Genomic DNA, 22,987 nt, shown 5'->3' with positions numbered 1-22,987 from the left:
GTTCTAATTTTCGGGGATATCGCGGCAAACAGTTTTTCCACTTGAGCGGAAGGCTTTGCTATGCGTATACCCACTGAAAATGCCATACCGGCATCAGTGAGGTTTACAAAGTGCGCACATCAGTTTGAATAATCAACTGTGCCTACAGGTCATTAATCGCACGCTAGGTTAGACATTTCAAATGTCCGGGCAATAGGTATTTTTGCGATCACCACGACGTGCCTGCCATCCCGCGACTCCGGACTGGAAACAACGCTTTCACAAGTCACCCGCAACCGGAAGCCTACTTTCCAGGGGCCAACGTGTCGTTCGGTCAATCGGGTTTTATCGCCCAAATATCTTCAATAAAAACAAACACTTAAAACGGGTGTTAAGGGTATTCCCGCGGTCTGACTCAGCTTGGCTCGTGAATTGCGATATGTAGAAAGCCAGTGCATGAACACCGGCCGATGCAGCCCCTAATGCCTCAAGCAAGAGGGGACCTACGAAGATCAAAAAGCAATTGGAGACATCCCAAGATGGAAACTTTTTACGAGGTGATGCGCCGCCAGGGCATATCCCGCCGCAGTTTTTTGAAGTACTGCTCCCTGACCGCCACGTCGCTCGGCCTGGGCCCGGCTTTTGTGCCGCAAATCGCCTACGCCATGGAAAACAAACCACGCACGCCGGTGTTGTGGCTGCACGGACTGGAATGCACTTGTTGCTCTGAATCCTTCATCCGCTCGGCACACCCGCTGGCCAAGGACGTCGTGCTGTCCATGATTTCGCTCGACTATGACGACACCTTGATGGCCGCAGCCGGTCACCAGGCCGAGGCCATCCTCGAAGAGATCATGGTCAAGTACAAGGGCAACTACATCCTCGCGGTAGAAGGCAACCCGCCGCTGAATCAGGACGGCATGAGCTGCATCATTGGCGGCAAACCGTTCATCGAGCAGCTGAAGCATGTGGCCAAGGACGCCAAGGCCATCATCTCCTGGGGCTCGTGCGCCTCCTGGGGCTGCGTGCAGGCCGCCAAGCCGAATCCGACGCAGGCGACACCGATCCACAAAGTCATCTTCGACAAGCCGATCATCAAGGTGCCAGGCTGCCCGCCGATCGCCGAAGTCATGACCGGGGTGATCACCTACATGCTGACCTTTGACCGCATCCCCGAACTGGACCGCCAGGGCCGGCCCAAGATGTTCTACAGCCAGCGCATCCACGACAAGTGCTACCGCCGGCCCCACTTCGACGCCGGCCAGTTTGTCGAAGCGTTTGACGATGAGTCGGCACGCAAGGGCTACTGTTTGTACAAGGTCGGCTGCAAGGGCCCGACAACTTACAACGCCTGCTCGACCACGCGCTGGAACGAAGGCACGAGTTTCCCGATCCAGGCCGGCCACGGCTGTATCGGTTGCTCGGAAGACGGCTTCTGGGACAAGGGTTCGTTCTACGACCGACTGACCGACATCCATCAGTTCGGCGTTGAAGCCAACGCGGACCAGGTCGGCGGCACCGCGGCGGCTGTGGTCGGCGCTGCGGCGGTCGCCCACGCGGCGGTATCGGCCATCAAACGCGCGAACCAGAAGACAGACACCCGCAAAAGTGAATCAGCCCCTGCTGACCACTGAGCCCAACACAAGACAACCAAGGAAACAACATGGGTGCATACGAAACGCAAGGTTTCAAGATGGATAACACGGGCCGACGTATTGTGGTCGATCCGGTGACGCGCATTGAAGGTCATATGCGGGTCGAGGTCAATGTCGACAGCAGCAACATCATTCGCAACGCGGTGTCCACGGGCACGATGTGGCGCGGCCTGGAAGTGATTCTCAAGGGCCGCGACCCGCGCGACGCCTGGGCCTTTGTCGAACGTATTTGCGGCGTGTGCACGGGATGCCATGCCCTGGCATCGGTGCGTGCCGTGGAAGACGCGCTCGGTATCGTGATCCCGAAAAACGCCTACCTGATCCGCGAAATCATGGCCAAGACGCTGCAGGTGCACGACCACGCGGTGCACTTCTACCATCTGCATGCGCTGGACTGGGTGGATGTGGTGTCCGCCCTCAAGGCCGACCCGAAAAAGACCTCCGAGTTGCAGCAGCTCGTGTCCCCCAGCCACCCAATGTCGTCACCCGGCTATTTCCGCGACATCCAGAATCGCCTCAAGAAGTTTGTGGAGAGCGGCCAGCTCGGGCCTTTCATGAACGGCTACTGGGGCTCCAAAGCTTATGTGTTACCGCCTGAAGCCAATTTGATGGCCGTCACACACTACCTTGAAGCACTGGACTTGCAAAAGGAATGGGTCAAGATCCACACCATCTTCGGCGGCAAAAACCCCCATCCGAATTATCTGGTGGGCGGCATGCCCTGTGCGATCAACATCGACAAGGAGGGCGCGGCGGGGGCACCGGTCAACATGGAGCGACTGAACTTTGTTGAGCAACGCATCAAGGAGATGATCGAGTTCAACAACAATGTCTACATCCCGGACGTGTTGGCCATCGGCACGATCTACAAGAACGCCGGCTGGCTTTATGGCGGCGGACTCGCCGCGACTAATGTGATGGACTACGGCACCTACGAAAAAGTCATGGGCGACCACAGCACACAAAAGCTACCGGGCGGCGCCATCCTCGACGGCAACTGGGACAAAATCCACGCCGTTGATGTGCGCGACCCGGAGCAGGTGCAGGAGTTTGTGACGCACAGCTGGTACAAATACGGCGACGAAACCAAAGGCCTGCACGGCTGGGATGGTGTGACCGAACCCAATTACGTATTGGGCGAGAAGACCAAAGGGACCCGCACCAGCATCGACGAAATCGACGAAAGCGCCAAGTACTCCTGGGTCAAGTCACCGCGCTGGCGTGGTCACGCGATGGAGGTCGGCCCGCTGTCGCGCTACATCCTGGGCTACGCCCACGCCCAGCAAGGCAACAAGAATTGCCAGCGGGTCAAGGAGCAAATCGACACCTCCGCCGCCATCATCAACAGTGCGTTCCCCAAGGCCTTGGGCATGGCTGAAACGCAGTACACCGTCAAACAATTGATGCCAACCACGATTGGCCGCACGCTGGCGCGGGCGCTGGAGTCGCAGTACGCCGCCGAAATGATGTATGACGACTTCAAGGAGATGGTTGCCAACATCAAGGCTGGCGATACAGCCACCGCCAATGTCGAAAAATGGGATCCATCCACCTGGCCCAAAGAGGCCAAGGGCGTGGGTACCGTCGCGGCACCCCGTGGCGCCCTGGGTCACTGGATCAAGATCAAGGACGGCCGCATTGAAAACTACCAATGCGTAGTGCCAAGTACCTGGAACGCCAGCCCGCGCGACCACAAAGGCCAGATTGGCGCCTTCGAAGCCAGCTTGATGAACACGCCCATGGCCAACCCGGAACAACCGGTGGAGATTTTGCGCACAATTCATTCGTTCGATCCCTGCATGGCCTGCTCAACCCATGTGATGGGCCCTGACGGGCAGGAAATGGCCACAGTCACAGTGCGCTAAGCGCCTCGGTTGTAACTCATCCAGTATTACCAGGAGACATTTCAAAATGAGAAAAATCAACTTACTGCGGTCCACGGCCGCCTTGACACTGATGACGACGATAGCCTCGGCGCATGCCCATCCCGGGCATGGTGCCGAGGGGTTTATCTCTGGCATCGTCCATCCATTTTTGGGGTTGGACCACTTGCTTGCCATGGTGGCTGTCGGCATTTGGTCCGTCGTCATGTTGCCCAAGGCCCATCGCCTAGCAGGTCCGGCTCTGTTCGTCGCCATGCTGCTCGTAGGTGCTCTTGTGGCATTAACGGGCGTGGTGCTGCCACAAGTAGAGCCAGGCATCGCAGCCAGTGTGGTTGCGTTGGGCACGCTGCTTCTCTTGGCTCGCCGGATAGGACTGATGGCAGGTTTAACTCTGGTATCAGTCTGCGCGCTTCTACATGGATATGCCCATGGTGCCGAGCTGATTTCTGGGCAATCATTTGCAGCCTATGCTGCAGGCTTCATGCTCGGGTCTGCTGCACTGCACGGGGTCGGTCTTGCCGCAGGCGATTCACTGCAGCGCTTGCCGACATGGGTTGGCCGCACCGCAGCCGTACTGATGGGCGCATCAGGTTTGTTGATGCTGGCGGCGCGTTTGTAAGCGCACGCCAAAGATTGCCTTCAACGGAGAAGCACCATGTCTTTAACACGCGCCACACCGGGCAAGCAAATCAACGCAGCGGTAGTTGATGAAGCAGCGGCCGACGCGCTCGCGGTTGCCCAAGCCTCATCCATCAAATCAGTTTACGTCTATGAGGCTCCCGTGCGTATTTGGCACTGGATCAATGCCTTAGCGATCATGGTGTTAGCCGTTACAGGCTATTTCATCGGTTCGCCTTTGCCAACAATGCCTGGGGAGGCAAGTGATCATTTCGTGATGGGCTACATTCGATTCGCTCACTTTGCCTCGGGCTATGTACTCGCTGTTGGTTTACTTGGCCGTATTTATTGGGCAGTCGTGGGTAATCATCATGCTCGTGAAATATTTTGGGTACCAATTTTTCAACGTGTATATTGGCAATTAGTTTGGGACATGTGTAAATGGTATGCATTTCTCAGCACGCGGCCCGGCAGATTTGTAGGCCATAACCCATTAGCACGATTTGCGATGTTCTTCATGTATCTGCTAACAACTATATTCATGGTTGTTACTGGATTTGCACTGTACGGAGAAGGTGCGCAAATGGGTTCTTGGCAAGAGCGATTTTTTGGTTGGGTGATTCCTTTGATGGGGCAATCACAGGACGTACATACTTGGCATCATTTAGGTATGTGGTGGTTAATTATTTTCATAATTGTGCATGTCTATGCAGCAATAAGAGAAGACATCATGGGCCGCTCCAGCGTGGTCAGTACCATGATCTCTGGCCATCGCACTTTCAAGGACTGATGATGGTGACTACCGCGTGGCATCAATTGTCGGCAACGCAGGGCACCCCACCCGGCGTGCCGCCACGCGCGCCCTGGCATCCAGGGCATTTTCTGAATCGCAATTACCTCGCGCCCATGGGTTTGTCTCAGACCAACGCGGCGCGCCTGCTGGGTGTTTCGCGTCGTCGTTTGCATGAATTGGTGCGAGGGCAACGCAGCATGACCCCCGACACGGCCATCCGCTGTGCCTTGGTGTTTCGGTCTGACGCCACGTTTTGGCTGGCCCTGCAAGCCGCGTGGGACAACTTCCAGGCGTGGAAGCTGTTGCGTTCACGGCCGGGCCACGCGCCCGGTATTCGCTAACCCCCTATTGAAGAGATAAATTAACCATGAGCCCTCATTCGCTTCAAACCGCCTGTCACCAGGGTGGTGACAACCCGGAGACCATTTGCGTTCTGGGCATTGGTAACGTCCTGTGGGCCGATGAAGGCTTTGGCGTGCGATGTATCCAGACACTACAAAGTCGCTACGAATTTGCACCCCACGTCCGGTTGATTGATGGTGGCACACAAGGCCTGTATTTGATTCAGCATGTGCAAGAAGCCACCCGCCTGCTTATCTTTGATGCCATCGACTACGGACTTGTCCCTGGCACACTGAAAGTCATTGAGGACGATGAAGTTCCCCGCTTCATGGGCGCCAAGAAAATGAGCTTGCACCAGACTGGCTTTCAGGAAGTGCTCATGCTGGCGCAACTGACCGAAAAATTTCCGCGTCAAGTCATGCTGATCGGTTGCCAGCCCGAGGAGCTGGACGACTACGGCGGCAGCCTGCGGCCCCGCGTCAAGCAAGCCATGGAAGACGCCCTGGCGCTGGGCGTACATGCCTTGCGTAACTGGGGTGCGCAACCACAGGCCCGAACCCGACCTCTCACTGAGCGCGAGGCGGTGACGTTCGCCCAGCTTGATCTGGCGACCTATGAGGACCAACGGCCCGACGAAGACCTGGCTTGCCGCATGGGCGACGAGCGGTTCTTTCCTACTGCTGTAACGAGCTGAGTCCACCCCATCATGTGTATTGGTATTCCCATGCAAGTTGTCACCGTCGAGCCCGGTCATGCCCTGTGCCAGGGACGCGGTGAACGTCGACGCGTCAACACCGCCCTGGTCGGCGCGGTGGTACCGGATGAATGGCTGCTGATCTTCATCGACAGCGCACAGGAGCGGATCAGCGTTGAGCGGGCCCAGGAAATCAATGCCACGCTGGATCTGATGGAAGCGGCACTACAGGGCAACAGTCACGATCTCATCGTGGGATTCAGTCTGCCATCCGCCATGAGCCTGGAACAGCTATTGGCGCTGTCGGGTTCGAATCAACAGCAACCTTTGGAGAAGTCTCTTGAACACTAAAACCGTTGATGCTGCAAGCAGCGAAGCTTTTGTCACCCTACCCGTTCAGCCACCTCGCGCTGTGCCAGAAACATCTCCTCTGATTGAGCGGCTGGTCAGTGTGCATGGTGCCACCTGGGTCGATGAAAAAACCATTGACGCCTGGGCCGCCGAAGGCGGCGACCGGGTGGTCTTGTTTGCCGGTGACGCGGTGCAATTTCCAGAGGGACAGGATGTCGCCGTGGTGCTGCCTGAATTGCAACGCTGCTTTCCGGGTCGTTTCAAGGTGGCCGTCGTACCGCGCCAGATCGAGCAGGACCTGGCCAAACGGTACGGATCTCAACGCTGGCCCACGCTGCTATTTCTGCGAGATGGCCAGTACGTCACCACGCTATGCGGCATGCACGACTGGGACGAGTACGTGCAGGAAATGGCCCGCGCGCTGGCCATGCCGATTTCGCGCGCCCCGACGATTGGCATCCCTGTGGTCAGCGCCACCGCGTCTGGCACGTCCTGCCACTGAAGCTGTTATTAAAAAGGTATATCGAGATGAAAGATTTTCCCATTCCCGTCGTCAGTATCGGCCCCGGCAGCCAACTTGAGGATGAGGTGCTGGACTACATGGCCATGCCGCAGGGCATGGAAACCTTCCGCCCGCCGGTGTTGCCGGAACCGGAAGAAATTGCGGCGCGCGTCGGTGCGCACATCGCTTTGCGCGAGGCACTGGCGCAACTGGAAGAGGTACGCCACGGCGGCCCCAACCGCAGCGTGGACCTGAACCATTTGTCCCTACCTGATTTGAAATTGATCAACCAGGTCCTCGGTGAAGGCGAAGTCAGTTCCATCGTGAAAAGCGCAGGGGATGCGCAAGTCGAGTTGAACATTCAGGAATCGGTGTTTGCCGGCGTCTGGCGCGTCATTCAGTCGGTCAATGGCGCGGTGGTGTCGGACACACTGGAGCTGGGCGCTGTGCCGTCGGTACTCAAGACCACGGCCAGGCAAGACGTCTGGCCCACCGTGCCACGCTGGGAAGGAGCATTGCCACCCAATGTACAGAATGCGCCGTCATTGCTGGCCGAAATCGAGGACCAGTGGCGCACCTGGCAACCCGGCCAGCCGGCGCATGTGGTGAACCTCACTTTGCTGCCCATGTCCAACGAAGACATCGGTTTTCTCGATCACCATCTGGGCACAGGCCGCGTGCTGATTCTCTCGCGCGGCTATGGCAACTGCCGCATCACCAACACCTGCACGCCCCATTGCTGGCGCGTGGTGTATTACAACTCGCAAGATCTGGTGATCCTCAACACGGTCGAGGTCACCGAGATCCCGGAAGTGGCACTGGCCGCGCCGGAAGACCTGAATGACTCCTATGAGCGCCTCAAGGAAGTGCTCGAATGGGTGGAGCAGGCATGATTTCCTCCAGCGCCCCCCGCTTTGAAGGCAGTTACCTCGGCAACAGTGCGCGCTTGCCGGCGACCGCACGGCTGGAGTGCAAGATTTGCTGGTGGGTCTATGACCCGGCGTTGGGCGACCCGGTGTGGCAGGTGGAGCCGGGTACGGCATTCAGCGAACTCCCGAGCCACTGGCGCTGCCCCGTGTGTGATGGCGAAGCCGAACAATTCATGGTACTGGTGGACGCGGCATAGGCCAGGATCAAGATGCGCAACCTGACCCTTCTGTCACCCCTCGCGGTCGCGCTACGTTCGCGAACTGAGGCGCTGGTCGCTTTGTTTGACAACGTGGCCAAGGCCCGCATGGCTGGCGTTCCCATTTTGAACCCGGCGCTGCGCGTGGAAGCCCTTGGGTTTGAACTGTGCGATGGCGATGGCGCCGAAGCGGGCGGCACACACGGTGCCGTGGGTGTGCTGGTGACGCCGTGGTTCATGAATCTGGTCTGGTTCCCGCTGGAGCGTATCGATCAACCCGAGCGTGCAGGAAACAGCCGGGTCCATCAGGTTGGGACCGAAGGCTTTGATTTCATCGCCGGTCATGAAGCCGCTTTTGGCAGTTATGAAGCCTGTTCGCTCTTTTCGCCCATGTTCGAGTTCCCTGACCAGGCGGCGGCGTCCGCCACCGGCGCGGCTGTTCTGGCAGCGCTGCGCCAGCCACCGGCGCCTGCGCCAGTCGCCACACCCGCACTCGCCGTTCAAGGACCTGCCGCGCCAAGCAAAGCTGCCGACCTGGCTGCGCGCCGGGCCTTCCTGTTCGGTCGCCGGTCGGTTGCAGGAGAAGCGACATGAGTCTGCGACGGCCCGACGACTTGGCCGGGAGGCTGCGTGTGGCGCCAGGTCAAGCCCGCCCCCACAACCTGGTGAGCAGCCGCCGCGACTGGGCGGCTCTACTCACGCGCGGCGTGTCCGCCGCCTCCTTGCCAAGCCGGCTGGGCAGCCTTTTCAGTCTGTGTGCTCATGCGCATCGCCTCTGTGCAAACCTGGCCGTCACGGCCGCGCTCGGGCGTTCGGAGCCCTCCGGCTTGAGTGCGGCGCAGGACCTGCAACAGGAAACCCTGCGCGAGCATGTGCGCCGCATCGGTCTGGACTGGCCCGAGCAGCTGGCTTTGGGGCTGGCGTCCGAACAGGCGAGGCAGCAAGCCCATGCCGCCCTGCAACAGTGCCCGCTGTTTACTTCTGTGGCGTTGGACCGGTCCAACGGCCAACTCAACGAGCCCTGTCCCGGCCTGCAGCAGTGGCTGGGAACACATCTGCTGGGTATGCCAACGCAGGCCTGGCTGAGCCAGTGGGAACAGGACCCCGCCGCCTGGTTGCGCGCATGGACCGAAGACAGCCCTGGCTGGCTGGCCGGCTTGTTGCGCCAGGCCCGGCCGCTGGCTGACCGGGCAGCGCCTGCGGCTCCGTTTTTGCGCGTGCACACCAGCGAAGCAGGTTTGAGGGTATTGGCCGACTGCCTGGTTCGCCAGCCCGGCTTCACCCGCCAACCCCTGTGGCGCGGTCAGTGTGCCGAAACCGGCCCCTGGACGCGTCTGCGCCAGGCCACACCAGAAGTGATCAACACACCGTGGCTGCGCCTGGGCTCGCGTCTGGCCGAACTGGTGCGCCTGGCGTTGCCCGATGAACCGGGCCGCTGCGGCGCGTCCTGGCTGACCATGGGCAGCATGGCAACGGCCCGGCGCGAAGGCCTGGCCTGGGTCGAAATGGCGCGCGGCCTGCTGGTGCACCATGTCCAGCTCGACGGTACTGGGGACGATTCGCGGGTGGCATCGTGCCAGGTGCTGGCGCCCACGGAATGGAATTTCCATCCGCAAGGCGCGGTCGCTCAGACGCTGGAACAGCTGCCGACCCCAGGCATGTCAGGGATTTGCCGGGAGGTTGATCTGCTCTTCAGCGCGTACGATCCCTGTGTGAAACATGAAATTTTGACGGAGGACTGCCATGCATGAAGCCAGTCTGGCAGGGGGCATTCTCAAGCTGGTGGAAGACGCGGCGCTGCGCGAAGGGTTTCGCCGTGTCACCCTGCTTCGCCTCGAAGCCGGGCAACTCGCCGGCGTGGAAGCACGCGCCTTGCGGTTTGCCCTGGAGGCCCTGGCGCCGGGCACCTGCCTGCAGGATGCCCGCTTTGACATTGACGAGCCGCCCGGCCAGGCCTGGTGCTTGCCCTGCAGCGCATCGGTCACGATTCAGCAGCGCGGCGACGCCTGTCCGATCTGCGGCCACTACCAACTGCAAGCCACCGGCGGCACCGAACTGCGCGTCGTCGACATGCTGGTGGAAGATGATTGATATGACAACGAAGGAGACAACAACATGTGTGTAGTTTGCGGTTGCGCTGACACGGGCAGATCAGCAGCTGTGGCGGGGGTGCAAGAGCACCCTCACAGCCATACCCATGAACATGGCCATGAAGGTGCGCATTCCCATGTTCACGATGCCGTGCATGACCACGAGCACGACCATGTCCACATCGATCCCCGCAGTGGTGACCTGCATTTTGGCGCCGGTGCTGCCCGGGTTTCCGTGCCCGGCATGAGCCAGACCCGCGCCATCAAGCTGGAGATCGACATACTGGGTGCCAACAACCGCATCGCCAGCCAGAACCGTCACCATTTCGAGGCGCATGGCGTCACGGCCTTGAATCTGGTATCCAGCCCCGGCTCGGGCAAAACCACCTTGCTGTGCGCCACCATCAACGCCCTCAAGCGGCGTGAGCCGGGTTTGCATGTGGCGGTGATCGAAGGCGACCAGCAAACCAGTTTTGACGCCGACCGCATCCGGGCCACCGGCGCCCCGGCGGTGCAAATCAACACCGGCAAGGGCTGCCACCTCGATGCACCGATGGTGGCCCAGGCGTTTGCGCAATTGCACCAGCACCCTGATGATGCGCGTCACGCCGCCCATCAACACGACCACAGCCACGATCACCCGCACGCTCATGAGCATGCGCATGTTGACGCCCGCAGTCTGCTGTTCATCGAGAACGTGGGCAACCTGGTGTGCCCCGCTGTCTGGGACCTGGGCGAAGCGGCCAAGGTGGCCATTTTGTCGGTGACCGAAGGCGAGGACAAGCCGCTCAAATACCCGGACATGTTCGCCGCGTCGAAGCTGATGATCCTCAACAAGATCGACCTGCTGCCCCATGTGCAATTCGATGTGCAGCGCTGCATTGAACTCGCGCGCCGCGTCAACCCGGGCATCGAGATACTGAAGCTGTCAGCCACTACCGGCGAGGGCATGGACGCCTGGCTGAACTGGCTCGGCTACGCCATGGAACCGGCATGAAAACCGCCAACGTGCCCAGCGTGCTGGCCTGCGGTGCGTGGCTCAAAAATGCCGCGTGTTTGTTCACCTCGGGTCAGCCCCAGTGGTCGCCACTGCATGGAGATTTGAGCCACCCCGAGGCGTGCCGGGCGCTGGAAGTGTCCGCGCGCACCCTGCTGCGTCAGGCGCCGCAGCCGGTGACGGCAGTCGCGCATGATCTGCATCCTGATTTCTATAGCACGCGCCTGGCCATCGAACTGGCGCATGAGCTTGGCGTGCCGGCCATCGGCGTGCAGCACCACCATGCACACATTGCCGCCGTCATGGCCGAACACGGCGTGCAGGGTCCGGTGGTCGGTCTGGCGCTCGATGGCGTGGGCCTGGGCACGGACGGCACCGCCTGGGGCGGCGAATTGCTATGGGTCGACCAAACCGCCTGGCGACGTCTGGGTCATCTGTGGCCACTGGCGCTGCCAGGTGGTGACGTGGCGGCGCGCGAACCCTGGCGCATGGCGGCCGCCGCGCTGCATGCGCTGGGCCGCACCGGCGAAGTCGGCCAGCGCTTTACCCCGGTCGTCGGAAAAACTGCCGCCGAAATGGTGCAGCACATGCTGGAGCGCGGCATCAACTGCCCGAGCACCAGCAGCACCGGGCGCTGGTTTGATGCCGCCGCCGGCGCCTTGGGCCTCAGCGTGCGCCAGACCCATGAAGCCGAAGCGGCCATGGCGCTGGAGCAGCAAGCGCAAGCCTGGTTGGCACAGAACGGTACGCCAGCGCAGGCGCACGAGGTGGCCGAGCACAACACGGAACAACTTGACCTGCGCCCGTTGCTGGCGCGACTGCTTGAAACACCGGCAGGCGACGGTGGCGTGCCCGCTGCGGCCGCCTGGTTTCATCTGGCCCTGGCCGATGCGCTGGCCGACTGGGCAGCACAGGCCGCGGAACAGACCGGCACCCGCACCGTGTGTCTGGGTGGCGGCTGCTTTGCCAACCAATTGCTGACAGGCCGGGTTACCACCGGGCTGCAAGGGCGCGGGCTTCGTGTGCTCTTGCCGCAGCAGCATTCCTGTGGCGACGCGGGGCTGGCGCTGGGCCAGGCCTGGGTGGTGGCACACCGCGCATATACTATTAATTCAATAGCTGCTAGCGCATATTCCACGGGGGCTAGAGGCCAATTTCACCCAATTCATTCACCCGAAACCGAAAGCCTGCCATGTGCCTAGCCATTCCCGCCAAACTCGTAGAGCTTCTCGCCAACGAGCAGGCCATTGTCAATCTGGGCGGTATCCGCAAGGAAATTTCCATTGCCCTGGTGCCCGGTGTGGCGGTCGGCGACTACGTGATTGTTCACGTCGGCCACGCCATCGGGCGCATCGACCCGGAAGAAGCCGAACGCACACTCGCCTTGTTTGGCGAGATGGCGGAGTTTGATGCCCAACAGGCGGAGCTTGCCCCATGAAATACATCGACGAATTCCGCGATGGCGACATCGCCCACAAGATTGCCGAGCGTCTGGCAGCCGAAGTGCAGCCCGGCAGGAACTACAGCTTCATGGAGTTCTGCGGCGGCCACACCCATGCGATTTCGCGCTACGGCATCGCCGAACTGCTGCCCAAGAACGTGCGCATGGTGCACGGACCGGGTTGCCCGGTCTGCGTGCTGCCAATCGGCCGCATCGACCTGGCCATCGGGCTGGCGCTGGAGCGCAACGTGATCGTCTGCACCTATGGCGACACCATGCGCGTACCGGCCTCCAATGGCCTCTCCCTGGTAAAGGCCAAGGCACGGGGTGGCGATATCCGCATGGTGTATTCCGCCGCCGACGCTTTGACCATTGCGCGACAGAACCCGGAGCGCGAGGTGGTGTTTTTTGCCATCGGCTTCGAGACCACCACGCCACCCACGGCTTTGGCGATTCGTGATGCGCAGCGCCAGGGTTTGAAAAATTTCACCGTGTTGAGCTGCCATGTGCTGACGCCCTCGGCCATCACACACATCCTGGAATCGCCCGAGGTCCGTCAATACGGCACGGTGCCGATTGACGGCTTCATCGGCCCGGCGCATGTGAGCATCATCATCGGCTCCGGCCCCTACGAGCATTTTGCCGAGGAATACCGCAAGCCGGTGGTGATTGCCGGGTTTGAACCGCTGGATGTGATGCAGGCCGTGCTGATGCTGGTGCGCCAGGTCAACGAAGGTCGCTGCGAGGTTGAAAACGAATTCTCCCGCGCTGTTGACCGCGACGGCAACCTCAGCGCCCAGGCGCTGGTGTCCGAGGTGTTTGAGCTGCGCACCAGTTTCGAGTGGCGCGGCTTGGGCGAGGTGCCTTACAGTGCCCTGAAAATCCGGCCCGCCTTTGCCGAGTTCGACGCCGAGCGCCGGTTCAGTCTCGACTACCGCCCGGTGGCCGACAACAAGGCTTGCGAGTGCGGCGCCATTCTGCGCGGCGTCAAGAAGCCGACGGATTGCAAGATTTTTGGCACGGTCTGCACACCAGAGAATCCAGTCGGTTCCTGTATGGTCTCCAGCGAGGGCGCCTGCGCCGCCCACTATTCCTACGGCCGCTTTCGCGACATCGCCATCGTGGCAGAAACCGCATGACCCTCATGACCAAGAAAAACTACCTCCGCCCACTCGACATCAAACATGGCCGCATCGACATGGGCCATGGCGCCGGTGGGCGTGCCGCCGCCCAGCTGATTGAAGAACTGTTCGTGACCGCGCTGGACAACCCCTATTTGCGCCAGGGCGACGACGGCGCGTCGTTTGCCATTCCCGTCGGGGGGCGCATGGTGATGGCGACCGATGGTCACGTGGTGTCGCCGCTGTTTTTTCCGGGCGGTGATATTGGCTGCCTGAGCGTGCATGGCACCCTCAACGACGTGGCCATGTCCGGGGCACAGCCCCTGTATCTGGCGGCCAGCTTCATCCTTGAAGAAGGTTTCCCGCTGGCCGAACTCAAGCGCATCGTGAACAGCATGGCAGCCGCCGCGCGGGAAGCCGGCGTGCCCGTCATCACCGGCGACACCAAGGTGGTGGAGCGCGGCAAGGGCGATGGCGTGTTTATCAGCACCACCGGCGTCGGTGTGGTGGCGCCGGGTGTTGATATTTCAGGCATCAATGCGCGCCCGGGCGATGTCGTGCTGCTGTCGGGCACCATTGGCGACCACGGCGTGGCAATTATGTCAAAACGTGAGTCGCTGGAGTTCGAGACCACGATTCAGTCCGATACGGCCGCCCTGCACACGCTGGTGGCGGCCATGCTGCAGGCCGCACCCGGCGGCGTGCGCGTGTTGCGCGACCCGACGCGTGGTGGCTTGGCCACCACGCTCAACGAAATCGCTGGTCAGTCGGGCGTTGGCATGGTGCTGGAAGAAGCCTCAATTCCCGTGTTGCCGCAGGTCGATGCGGCCTGTGAGTTGCTAGGCCTGGACCCGCTGTACGTCGCCAATGAGGGAAAACTGATTGCGATTTGCAGCCCTGAGAGTGCCGATGCCCTCTTGCTGGCCATGCGTGCCCACCCGCTAGGAACTCAGGCGGTGCGCATAGGGACGGTGACCGAGGACCCCCACCATTTTGTGCAAATGAACACCAGTTTTGGTGGACGCCGCGTGGTGGACTGGCTTAGCGGAGAGCAACTACCGCGAATCTGTTGACGCCATGCGCATTCTCTTGCTCTGCCACAGCTTCAACAGCCTGTCACAACGGCTGTTTGCGGCGCTGAAAGCACGGGGGCACCAGCTGTCCGTGGAGCTGGACATTTCGGACTCGGTCACCGAAGAGGCCTGTGCCCTGTTCCAGCCGGATGTGCTGATCGCAACGTTTCTCAAGCGACGCATTCCCGAGTCCGTCTGGCGCTCGGTGGTGTGCTTGGTGGTGCATCCCGGCCCGCCCGGGGATCGCGGGCCGGCGGCACTGGACTGGGCGGTGCTGGAGCAGGCGCCGCAATGGGGCGTCACCGTGTTGCAGGCCAATGCCGATTTCGACGCCGGCCCGGTGTGGGCTCACGCCAGTTTCGATATGCGCCCGGCCAGCAAGGGCAGTCTCTACCGGTCGGAAGTGACCCAGGCGGCCGTGGTGGCGGTGCTGCGCGCCGTGCAGCGCTTGGACGTCAACGACCCGCTGGTGGCACCGACGGAGGGGGTCGAGGCCGGCCCGGGCTCGGTTGGCAGCGCTTGGCGACCCGCCATGCCGCAGACCGCGCGCCGCATCGACTGGCTGAGCAGTAGCACAGCCGACATCCTGGCCCGCCTGCGCAGCGCCGACGGCCAGCCGGGCGTCCAGGACGCGCTGTTTGGCCACCCCTGCCATTTGTTTGACGCCCAACCGGCCACCGGAACGGCTCTGCAGGCGCTGGCAGGCACTGCAGCAGGTGCGGTGGTGGCCCAACGCGACGGTGCCCTGTTGCGGCGCACCGTGGATGGCGGCGTCTGGATCGGACAAGTGCGCCTGGCCCGCGCCTGCGGCGATGAGTCGGCCTTCAAGCTGCCGGCGACGCTGGCCTTTGCGCCGGAGGCGGCCACGCTGCCGGTGTGGTCCGTGCCGCTTGAACGCGAAAACGACGAATGGGCCGAGCTGCGTTATTGGGAGCGGGGGCCGGCGGGCGCCCGCGTGGGCTGTCTCTCGTTTGACTTCTACAACGGCGCCATGTCCACCGAGCAGTGCGAGAGCTTGCTGGCCGCGCTCCAACAAGTCAAGCAACGCGACACCCAGGTACTGCTGCTGCTCGGCGGGCGCGACTTCTTCAGCAACGGCATCCACCTGAACTGCATCGAGGCGGCAGCGCATCGACCTGACAGCAGCGCAGCGGACGAATCCTGGCGCAACATCAACGCGATGAACGATGTGGCCCAAGAACTCATAGCCACCACCGACCGGATCACGGTCGCGGTGCTGCGCGGTAATGCCGGTGCGGGCGGTGTGTTTCTGGCCCTGGCGGCCGACGAGGTCTGGGCGCACCCCGGCGCAGTGCTCAACCCCCACTACCGCAACATGGGCAACCTCTACGGTTCCGAATACTGGACCTACCTGCTGCCGCGGCGTCTGGGGCCAGAGCGGGCGCGCGAACTTATGACGCAGCGCCTGCCTCTGCTGGCCGTTGACGCGCAGCGCATGGGGCTGCTGGACCGCTGTCTGGACACCTCCCCTGCCGGGCTCGAACGTGACGTTATCCCTGATGCACTGGCGCTGGCGCTCACCTACAATTTGCCGGAGCGAATCCTGCAGAAACAGCAGGTCCGCGCGGCCGACGAGGCCACCCGGCCGCTGGCTGATTACCGCAAGGAAGAATTGACCCGCATGCACCGCAATTTTTACGGTTTCGATCCCAGCTACCACGTGGCACGCTACCACTTTGTGCACAAGCTGCCCCATGCCTGGACGCCCCGGCATCTGGCCGTTCACCGCCCATGAACCTGACTGACACCTTGCCGACGGTACTGGTGGTGGACGACGAAGTGCGTTCGCAAGAGGCCATGCGCCGCACGCTCGACGAAGACTTCACCGTGTACACCGCCGGCGACGCCGACGAGGCGCGCGCGCGGCTGGAGCGCACCGACATCAGCGTGATCCTGTGCGATCAGCGCATGCCCGGGCTGACCGGTGTCCTCTTCCTGAAAGAAGTCCGCGAGCGCTGGCCGGACACGGTGCGCATCGTGATCTCGGGCTACACCGACTCCGAAGACATCATTGCCGGCATCAACGAGGCGGGCATTTACCAGTACATCCTGAAACCCTGGATACCCGACCACCTGCTGGCCACGGTGCGCAATGCAGTGGAGGCGCAAACGCTGCAACGCGATACCAACCGGCTCCACCTGGAGCTGCGCTCCAGCACCCCCGTACTGCGCCAGCGTGCAACGGCCAAGCTGACGCGGGCGCGCAGCATCTTCGATTTCGACCGCATTGAACGGGCACCCGGCAGCCCGCTGGACGCCGTCTGCGAAGTCGCGGTGCGCGTAGCGCGCTACGACCTGAGCGTGCTGGTGCTGGGGGAATCCGGCACCGGCAAGGAACTGCTGGCGCGCGCCGTGCACTACGCCAGTCCGCGTGCGGCGGGCGCCTTCGTCGTGGAAAATTGTGCCGCGATTCCCGACACGCTGCTGGAGTCGGAACTGTTTGGCCACAAACGTGGCGCGTTCACAGGCGCCTATGAAGACCATCCCGGGCTGTTCCAGCGGGCCAACGGCGGCACGGTATTTCTCGACGAAATCGGAGAAACCTCGCCCGCATTCCAAGTGCGCTTGCTGCGGGTGCTGCAAGAGCGCGAGGTCCGCCCGGTCGGTGCTGCCCACTCGGTCCCTGTGGATGTGCGCGTGGTGGCAGCCACCCACCGGGATCTGGAACAACGCGTGAGTGAAGGCCTGTTTCGCGAAGACCTGTACTACCGCATCGCAGGTGTGTCGATCACGGTGCCACCGCTGCGCGAACGTGCTGGCGACATCGCGCCAATTGCCCGCCGTCTGGTGCATGAAGTAGGTGCCGAACTGGGCCGCCCGGGCGCCACCCTCAGCGATGAAGCGCTGGCGTGCCTGATGGGCTACCCGTGGCCGGGCAATATTCGCGAATTACGCAATGAAATTGCCCGTGCTATTGCACTCAGCGATGACGATGTTGTTGGCGCTCAGGCTTTTTCATTGCGGGTTCTGCACGGCCAGGCTGGCTTGGCGACGGCGAGCCAGGCCAGATCCAACGCCGCCGCCCTGCCCCGCAGCGGCACGCTGAGTGAGCGGCTTGATGCCATTGAAGCCATGGTGCTGCGCGAAACCCTGCTGCGCCACCGCTGGAACAAGACACGCGCCGCCACGGAACTCGGCTTGTCGCGCGTCGGCTTGCGCGGCAAGATGGCCCGCTTCGGACTGGAGGGTTGATCATGGCAAATTCGGTACCAACCGGCCCGGCCTTCAATGTGCTGTGGCTGCAATCCGGTGGCTGCGGTGGCTGCAGCATGTCGCTGCTGTGCGCCGACACCACCGATTTTCATGGCCAGTTGCGCGACGCGGGTGTCAACCTGATGTGGCACCCTTCCCTCTCGCTGGAAAGCGGCCACGAGCTGATCGCCATGCTGGAGGACATCGTGGCCGGGCGCTTGCGACTGGATGCCCTGTGTATTGAGGGCTCACTCCTGCGCGGACCGCACGGCACCGGCCGCTTCCATGTGCTGGCCGGCACCGGCATTCCGATGATTCACTGGGTTACGCGGCTGGCAGCGCGGGCGCGCCATGTGGTGGCGGTCGGCAGCTGCGCCGCCTGGGGCGGCGTGACGGCCGGTGGCACCAACCCCACCGATGCCTGTGGCCTGCAGTATGAGGATGACCGCATGGGCGGTCTGCTGGGGGCCGAGTTCCGCTCGGCCAGCGGCTTGCCGGTGATCAACATCGCGGGTTGCCCCACGCACCCCAGCTGGGTGATCGACAGCTTGATGGCTCTGGCCGCCGAAACGTTTGGCGCGGATGATCTCGACACGCTGGGGCGCCCCCGCTTTTACGCCGACCAGCTGGTGCACCACGGCTGCACGCGCAACGAATATTACGAATACAAGGCCAGCGCCGAAAAACCGTCCGATCTGGGCTGCATGATGGAGAACATGGGCTGCAAGGGCACGCAGGTGCATGCCGACTGCAACACCCGGCTGTGGAACGGTGAAGGCTCCTGCACGCGCGGCGGCTACGCCTGCATTGCCTGCACCGAACCTGGTTTCCAGGAGCCCGGCCATCCTTTTCACAACACCCCCAAACTCGCCGGTATTCCAATCGGCCTGCCGACCGACATGCCCAAGGCCTGGTTTGTGGCCCTGGCATCGCTGTCCAAGTCCGCCACGCCCCGGCGCGTCAAGCTCAACGCCGTGGCCGACCACCTGGTCGTCGCTCCGGTCGCCCGTAAAACCCGATTGAAATGACGCTCTTGCCATGACACGCTTAATCGTTGGCCCGTTCAACCGCGTCGAGGGCGACCTCGAAGTAACGCTCGACATCGATGCGGGCCGCGTTACCTCGGCCCACGTCAATGCCCCGATGTACCGGGGTTTCGAGCAGATTCTGCAGGGTAAAAACCCGCACGATGCGCTGGTCTATGTGCCACGCATCTGCGGTATCTGTTCAGTTTCGCAGTCGGTGGCTTGCGCGCGAGCCCTGGCCAGCTTGGGCGGCATCGAGATGCCACCCAATGGCCAGCACGTGACCAACGTGATTCTGGCCACCGAAAACCTGGCCGACCACCTCACGCATTTCTATCTTTTTTTCATGCCCGACTTCACGCGCCCCGTCTATGCGCACCTGCCCTGGCATGCCGAGGCAGTGCGCCGCTTCGCCACGCAGACCGGTGAGCAAACGCGGGCAGCGATCGCTGCCCGTCAGCGCTGGTTCACGCTCATGGGCACACTGGCAGGCAAGTGGCCACATACACAAAGCATCGAACCCGGTGGTTCGACGCGACCCATCGAAGTAGCCGAGCGCATTCGCCTGTTGGCCAAGGTCCGCGAATTCAGGGGCTTTCTGGAGCGCCAACTGTTTGCGGCGCCGCTGGAGCAGATCAGTGAACTTGCCACCGAAAACGCGCTGTGGGCCTGGCATGCCCAAAACCCCTGGGGCGGCGATTTCCGCCTGTTTTTAAGCATGGTGCAAGACACTGCACTGGCGCGTTTGGGGTCTGGCCCCGGTCGTTACCTCAGTTACGGCGCCTATCCACAACCGCAGGGCGGCTTTGAATTTGGCGCCGGCGTATGGCACGCCAACACCGGCGCACTGGCACCACTGGACGAGCGCGGCATCCGTGAGGACGCCACCTACGCCTGGCTGTCCGATGCGGCTGGACCACGGCACCCGGTCGAAGGCATCACGCTGCCGGATGCCAACAAGGCGGCGGCCTACACCTGGAACAAAGCCCCGCGCCTGGCTGGCGAGGTGATTGAAACCGGCGCCATTGCACGGCAACTGGCCGCCGGGCACCCGCTCATCCAGGACGTCGTGGCCCGTTATGGCGGCACCGTTTACACGCGGGTCCTGTCACGCCTGCTGGAACTGGCGCGCGTCGTGCCCATGATGGAGCGCTGGCTGCAACAACTGCAACCCAATCAAGCCTACTGCGTACCAACCCCGACGTTCACCGAAGGGGTGGGTGTGGGCCTGAGCGAGGCGGCGCGTGGCAGCCTGGGCCACTGGGTGGTGGCCAGCAAGGGCCGCATTGCCAATTACCAAATTGTGGCGCCCACCACCTGGAACTTCTCGCCCCGCGATGCGGCAGGCATGCCCGGTGCGCTGGAGCAGGCGCTTGTTGGCGCCCCGGTCCAAGCCGGAGAAACCACGCCTGTGGCGGTGCAACACATCGTGCGCTCCTTCGATCCGTGCATGGTTTGTACCGTGCATTGACCGCAACACATTTGCATCCCATGGTTGAACCTTCCTCCGCGAGTCTGCCCGCCTCTCATCCCCAAGGGCTGGAAAACCTGATGCCGAACGAGCCCATGGAAGGCGTCGACGAGTCCACCTGGATGGACGTGATCCAGAAAATGGACGAGGTCTACTCCCAGCTGATCCACGACGAGATTGAGCTGGAGAAGAAAAACACCGAACTGGAACTCTCGCAGCAATTCATCTTCAGCGTGCTCTCGGCCATGTCCGATGTGCTGCTGGTGTGCAACGAACGCGGTGTGATCGAGGAAACCAATGCCGCCCTGTGCGAACTGGTCGGCCAAACGGATGCCGAGTTGCGTGGCACCTCGTTTTATGACTTGCTGGCCGATACCCAAAGTGTGGAGCGGGCGCGCTCCGTGCTGGAGAATACCGACCCACCGCGCCGCGGCGAAGGGCTGGAACTCAACTTGCTGGATGCCCAGCGCCAGAGCGTGCCAGTCGATGCCAATTGCACGCCCCGGGTCGCCGCCGGCGGGCGCCGCGTTGGCACGGTGTTCGTGGCCCGGCCCACGGCCGAGATCAAGCGCGCCTACCACGAGCTGCGGGCCGCGCATGAAGCGCTGAAACGCGCGCAGCAGCAACTGTTGCATTCCGAAAAAATGGCCTCCTTGGGCCGACTGGTGGCCGGTGTCGCGCATGAGCTCAACAACCCCATCAGCTTTGTATTGGGCAACGTGCATGCACTGAGCCGCTACTGCGACCGCATTCGCCTTTACCTGGCGACCGTGCATGCTGGCGAACCGGTCGAGCAGCTTGACGCATTGCGTAAAAAATTACGCATTGATCATCTGCTGGGCGACCTGCCATCGCTGATCGAAGGCACGCTGGAGGGCGCACAGCGCACGGCGGACATTGTGAATGGCCTCAAGCGTTTCTCGGCCATGGACCCGGAGGTTCGCACACCGGTTAACTTGAACGAGGTGATCGAGCGCGCCATTCATTGGGTCCGCAAGGGCGCCGCCCCCAGCTTTGAGATGAAATGGCAGCCTGGCGCGCCGTGCCTCGTGACGGCCAGTGCGGGCCAGTTACAACAAGTGCTGATGAACCTGCTGCAAAACGCGCTGGACGCGGTCACCAGCGCGGGCCACAACCGCCCGGTGGTGTGGATTGAGACCGAGTCGGGCAACAACCGTGTACGTTTAAGCCTGCGTGACAACGGTCCGGGCATTGCACCGGAACACCTGTCTCGCATCTTTGACCCCTTTTTCACCACCAAGCCCGTCGGCAAAGGCACTGGCCTGGGCCTGTCCATCAGCTACGGCATTGTGGAGCAGCACGGCGGCCACCTGAGCGTACGCAACCACCCGGATGGCGGGGCGGAGTTTGTATTGGAGTTGCCGCTGGCGGAGGCAGCGCCAGCTTGATAAAGGGGAATGCTATGCTTCGCCGCCATGAACTTTGCCCGCGATTCCCGCAATACCCCGCCCCGCCAAATTGTGGCCAGCGCTGCCAGCGCGCCCACCCGGTTGCTACGTTTCAACAAACCCTACGGCGTGCTCAGTCAGTTCACCCCTGAAGGGCGCTGGCGCGGGCTCAAGGACTTCATCGCGATACCGGACGTTTATGTGGCCGGCCGGCTGGATGCCGACAGCGAAGGCCTGCTGCTGCTGACGAACAACGGTCAACTCCAGGCCCGCATCGCCGATCCGCGCTTCAAGATGGAAAAGATCTACTGGGTTCAGGTGGAAGGCGTGCCGGACGAAGCTGCGCTGGAGGCCTTGCGTCAGGGCGTGCCACTCAAGGATGGACTCACTCGCCCGGCCCGGGCTAGTCTGATGGTGCCGCCGCCCGCGCTTTGGGAGCGGGAGCCGCCCGTGCGGGTTCGCCAAGCCATCCCCACCGCCTGGATTGAGCTGGCCATCAAAGAGGGGCGCAATCGCCAGGTGCGGCGCATGACGGCGGCCGTGGGGTTTCCGACTCTGCGCCTGATCCGCGCCGCCATTGGCCCCTACAACCTGGAGGGACTGGCGCCGGGCAGCCACCTGGAAGCAGAAGTGACCACCACCGGTTAATGGGCCGTGTCCAGCCCGTCATCAGCCACCAGATACTGCTTCACCAAGTCAAAAAAACTGTCATAAAAAGAAACTGAGACGATGGTTTCGCTGCCGACCTTGACCAGCGAATCACTGCTTGAGGTAAAGGGCAGCGAGACGGAGCCGATCACGCCCACGCCCAGACTGGCCGAATTATTGCTTTTCTTGAGGGCGTAACGGTCTTGCAAGGCGGTAACAAAACCAAGGCTGACTTTCCCGTCTTTGCTATCGGGCACGCACACAATCCGAATCTCTAACTGCAAGTGTGACTCTACATCCGGCTGAAAACTTTTTTGACCACTCACCAGATCCTCGCGGGCTGTGCTGATGATGTAGCCCTGGCTCAGCAACGCCCTTCGGGCGGCTTCGCAGGTTTGCGCGGGGCTGGCATCGAACAAGCGCGAATAGGTCGCAGTGGAGCCGAACTTTTCCTGTGACGGGAACTTCTTGAGGGAAGTTCCACAACCCGTCAGCAAGCTTGACAGGCTCACGAGGCCCACCAGCCAGAGGGTGGTACGACATCGTATCCATGACA

25 protein-coding genes are annotated in these 22,987 nt (G+C 62.1%); 24 read left to right on the top strand and 1 reads right to left on the bottom strand.

The window, feature by feature from the left end; translation table 11 throughout:
• Window positions 1-518 precede the first annotated feature (518 nt).
• The 24 genes from HHJ17_RS03200 to HHJ17_RS03085 all read left to right on the top strand — a co-directional run bounded on the left by HHJ17_RS03200 (window position 519) and on the right by HHJ17_RS03085 (window position 22,431).
• The gene (locus tag HHJ17_RS03200) at window positions 519-1,613 is read left to right on the top strand and encodes a hydrogenase small subunit (RefSeq protein WP_296503520.1); all 1,095 of its coding nucleotides are present in this window, start codon (window positions 519-521) and stop codon (window positions 1,611-1,613) included.
• A gap of 29 nt (window positions 1,614-1,642) precedes the next feature.
• Window positions 1,643-3,499 (top strand): nickel-dependent hydrogenase large subunit, encoded by a 1,857-nt coding sequence (locus HHJ17_RS03195; protein ID WP_296503523.1) that lies wholly within the window; start codon window positions 1,643-1,645, stop codon window positions 3,497-3,499.
• Window positions 3,500-3,545: 46 nt separating this feature from the next.
• Entirely contained in the window at window positions 3,546-4,136 is a 591-nt protein-coding gene (locus HHJ17_RS03190; protein ID WP_296503526.1) for a HupE/UreJ family protein, read from the top strand.
• 36 nt (window positions 4,137-4,172) lie between these two features.
• The gene (gene cybH, locus HHJ17_RS03185; protein ID WP_296503529.1) at window positions 4,173-4,925 is read left to right on the top strand and encodes a Ni/Fe-hydrogenase, b-type cytochrome subunit; all 753 of its coding nucleotides are present in this window, start codon (window positions 4,173-4,175) and stop codon (window positions 4,923-4,925) included.
• The gene (locus HHJ17_RS03180) at window positions 4,925-5,269 is read left to right on the top strand and encodes a HigA family addiction module antitoxin (RefSeq protein WP_296503532.1); all 345 of its coding nucleotides are present in this window, start codon (window positions 4,925-4,927) and stop codon (window positions 5,267-5,269) included. The genes cybH and HHJ17_RS03180 overlap by 1 nt, the downstream gene beginning before the upstream one ends.
• Before the next feature lie 26 nt (window positions 5,270-5,295).
• Window positions 5,296-5,964, top strand: coding sequence for a HyaD/HybD family hydrogenase maturation endopeptidase (locus HHJ17_RS03175; RefSeq protein WP_296503535.1), 669 nt, complete (start codon window positions 5,296-5,298; stop codon window positions 5,962-5,964).
• Between the two features lie 12 nt (window positions 5,965-5,976).
• Window positions 5,977-6,315: a HypC/HybG/HupF family hydrogenase formation chaperone gene (locus HHJ17_RS03170; protein WP_296503538.1), complete on the top strand. Its 339-nt coding sequence runs from the start codon at window positions 5,977-5,979 to the stop codon at window positions 6,313-6,315.
• Window positions 6,305-6,817: a hydrogenase gene (locus tag HHJ17_RS03165; protein WP_296503541.1), complete on the top strand. Its 513-nt coding sequence runs from the start codon at window positions 6,305-6,307 to the stop codon at window positions 6,815-6,817. Before HHJ17_RS03170 ends, HHJ17_RS03165 begins: the two co-directional genes overlap by 11 nt.
• 26 nt (window positions 6,818-6,843) lie before the next feature.
• The gene (locus tag HHJ17_RS03160) at window positions 6,844-7,710 is read left to right on the top strand and encodes a hydrogenase expression/formation protein (RefSeq protein WP_296503544.1); all 867 of its coding nucleotides are present in this window, start codon (window positions 6,844-6,846) and stop codon (window positions 7,708-7,710) included.
• Window positions 7,707-7,943 (top strand): rubredoxin, encoded by a 237-nt coding sequence (locus HHJ17_RS03155; protein ID WP_296503546.1) that lies wholly within the window; start codon window positions 7,707-7,709, stop codon window positions 7,941-7,943. The genes HHJ17_RS03160 and HHJ17_RS03155 overlap by 4 nt, the downstream gene beginning before the upstream one ends.
• 12 nt (window positions 7,944-7,955) lie before the next feature.
• A complete protein-coding gene (hybE, locus tag HHJ17_RS03150) occupies window positions 7,956-8,537 on the top strand; it encodes a [NiFe]-hydrogenase assembly chaperone HybE (RefSeq protein ID WP_296503549.1) in 582 nt (193 codons plus the stop codon).
• Window positions 8,534-9,694 (top strand): hypothetical protein, encoded by a 1,161-nt coding sequence (locus tag HHJ17_RS03145; protein WP_296503554.1) that lies wholly within the window; start codon window positions 8,534-8,536, stop codon window positions 9,692-9,694. The genes hybE and HHJ17_RS03145 overlap by 4 nt, the downstream gene beginning before the upstream one ends.
• Entirely contained in the window at window positions 9,687-10,034 is a 348-nt protein-coding gene (locus HHJ17_RS03140) for a hydrogenase maturation nickel metallochaperone HypA (RefSeq protein WP_296503557.1), read from the top strand. Before HHJ17_RS03145 ends, HHJ17_RS03140 begins: the two co-directional genes overlap by 8 nt.
• A 78-nt stretch (window positions 10,035-10,112) precedes the next feature.
• Window positions 10,113-11,030, top strand: a complete 918-nt coding sequence (gene hypB, locus HHJ17_RS03135; protein ID WP_296504978.1) for a hydrogenase nickel incorporation protein HypB — start codon at window positions 10,113-10,115, stop codon at window positions 11,028-11,030.
• On the top strand, window positions 11,027-12,232 hold the full coding sequence (locus HHJ17_RS03130) for a carbamoyltransferase HypF (RefSeq protein ID WP_296503564.1): 1,206 nt from the start codon (window positions 11,027-11,029) through the stop codon (window positions 12,230-12,232). The genes hypB and HHJ17_RS03130 overlap by 4 nt, the downstream gene beginning before the upstream one ends.
• Window positions 12,223-12,468 carry a HypC/HybG/HupF family hydrogenase formation chaperone gene (locus tag HHJ17_RS03125; protein WP_296503567.1) on the top strand — a complete coding sequence of 82 codons (246 nt, stop codon included), beginning with the start codon at window positions 12,223-12,225 and terminating at the stop codon, window positions 12,466-12,468. Before HHJ17_RS03130 ends, HHJ17_RS03125 begins: the two co-directional genes overlap by 10 nt.
• The gene (gene hypD / locus HHJ17_RS03120; protein WP_296503570.1) at window positions 12,465-13,610 is read left to right on the top strand and encodes a hydrogenase formation protein HypD; all 1,146 of its coding nucleotides are present in this window, start codon (window positions 12,465-12,467) and stop codon (window positions 13,608-13,610) included. The genes HHJ17_RS03125 and hypD overlap by 4 nt, the downstream gene beginning before the upstream one ends.
• Window positions 13,607-14,665: a hydrogenase expression/formation protein HypE gene (gene hypE, locus HHJ17_RS03115; RefSeq protein WP_296503573.1), complete on the top strand. Its 1,059-nt coding sequence runs from the start codon at window positions 13,607-13,609 to the stop codon at window positions 14,663-14,665. Before hypD ends, hypE begins: the two co-directional genes overlap by 4 nt.
• Window positions 14,666-14,669: 4 nt before the next feature.
• Window positions 14,670-16,421 carry an enoyl-CoA hydratase-related protein gene (locus tag HHJ17_RS03110; RefSeq protein ID WP_296504976.1) on the top strand — a complete coding sequence of 584 codons (1,752 nt, stop codon included), beginning with the start codon at window positions 14,670-14,672 and terminating at the stop codon, window positions 16,419-16,421.
• On the top strand, window positions 16,418-17,878 hold the full coding sequence (locus tag HHJ17_RS03105) for a sigma-54 dependent transcriptional regulator (RefSeq protein WP_296504975.1): 1,461 nt from the start codon (window positions 16,418-16,420) through the stop codon (window positions 17,876-17,878). Before HHJ17_RS03110 ends, HHJ17_RS03105 begins: the two co-directional genes overlap by 4 nt.
• Before the next feature lie 2 nt (window positions 17,879-17,880).
• Window positions 17,881-18,906, top strand: coding sequence for a HupU protein (locus HHJ17_RS03100; protein ID WP_296504973.1), 1,026 nt, complete (start codon window positions 17,881-17,883; stop codon window positions 18,904-18,906).
• A 10-nt stretch (window positions 18,907-18,916) separates the two neighbouring features.
• On the top strand, window positions 18,917-20,374 hold the full coding sequence (locus tag HHJ17_RS03095) for a nickel-dependent hydrogenase large subunit (RefSeq protein ID WP_296504972.1): 1,458 nt from the start codon (window positions 18,917-18,919) through the stop codon (window positions 20,372-20,374).
• Window positions 20,375-20,454: 80 nt separating this feature from the next.
• The gene (locus tag HHJ17_RS03090) at window positions 20,455-21,783 is read left to right on the top strand and encodes an ATP-binding protein (RefSeq protein WP_296505045.1); all 1,329 of its coding nucleotides are present in this window, start codon (window positions 20,455-20,457) and stop codon (window positions 21,781-21,783) included.
• A gap of 9 nt (window positions 21,784-21,792) precedes the next feature.
• Window positions 21,793-22,431 carry a pseudouridine synthase gene (locus tag HHJ17_RS03085; protein ID WP_296504971.1) on the top strand — a complete coding sequence of 213 codons (639 nt, stop codon included), beginning with the start codon at window positions 21,793-21,795 and terminating at the stop codon, window positions 22,429-22,431.
• Here HHJ17_RS03085 and HHJ17_RS03080 read toward each other — a convergent pair.
• On the bottom strand, window positions 22,428-22,943 hold the full coding sequence (locus HHJ17_RS03080) for a DUF2242 domain-containing protein (protein WP_296504969.1): 516 nt from the start codon (window positions 22,941-22,943) through the stop codon (window positions 22,428-22,430). The two genes, HHJ17_RS03085 and HHJ17_RS03080, sit on opposite strands and share 4 nt — an antisense overlap.
• Window positions 22,944-22,987: the final 44 nt, after the last annotated feature.

This window comes from Rhodoferax sp. (genome assembly GCF_012927445.1).
In the GTDB taxonomy this organism is placed as follows: domain Bacteria; phylum Pseudomonadota; class Gammaproteobacteria; order Burkholderiales; family Burkholderiaceae_C; genus Rhodoferax.
Note: the sequence above shows the minus strand (reverse complement) of the source record. Positions and strands in the feature narration are given on the sequence as shown.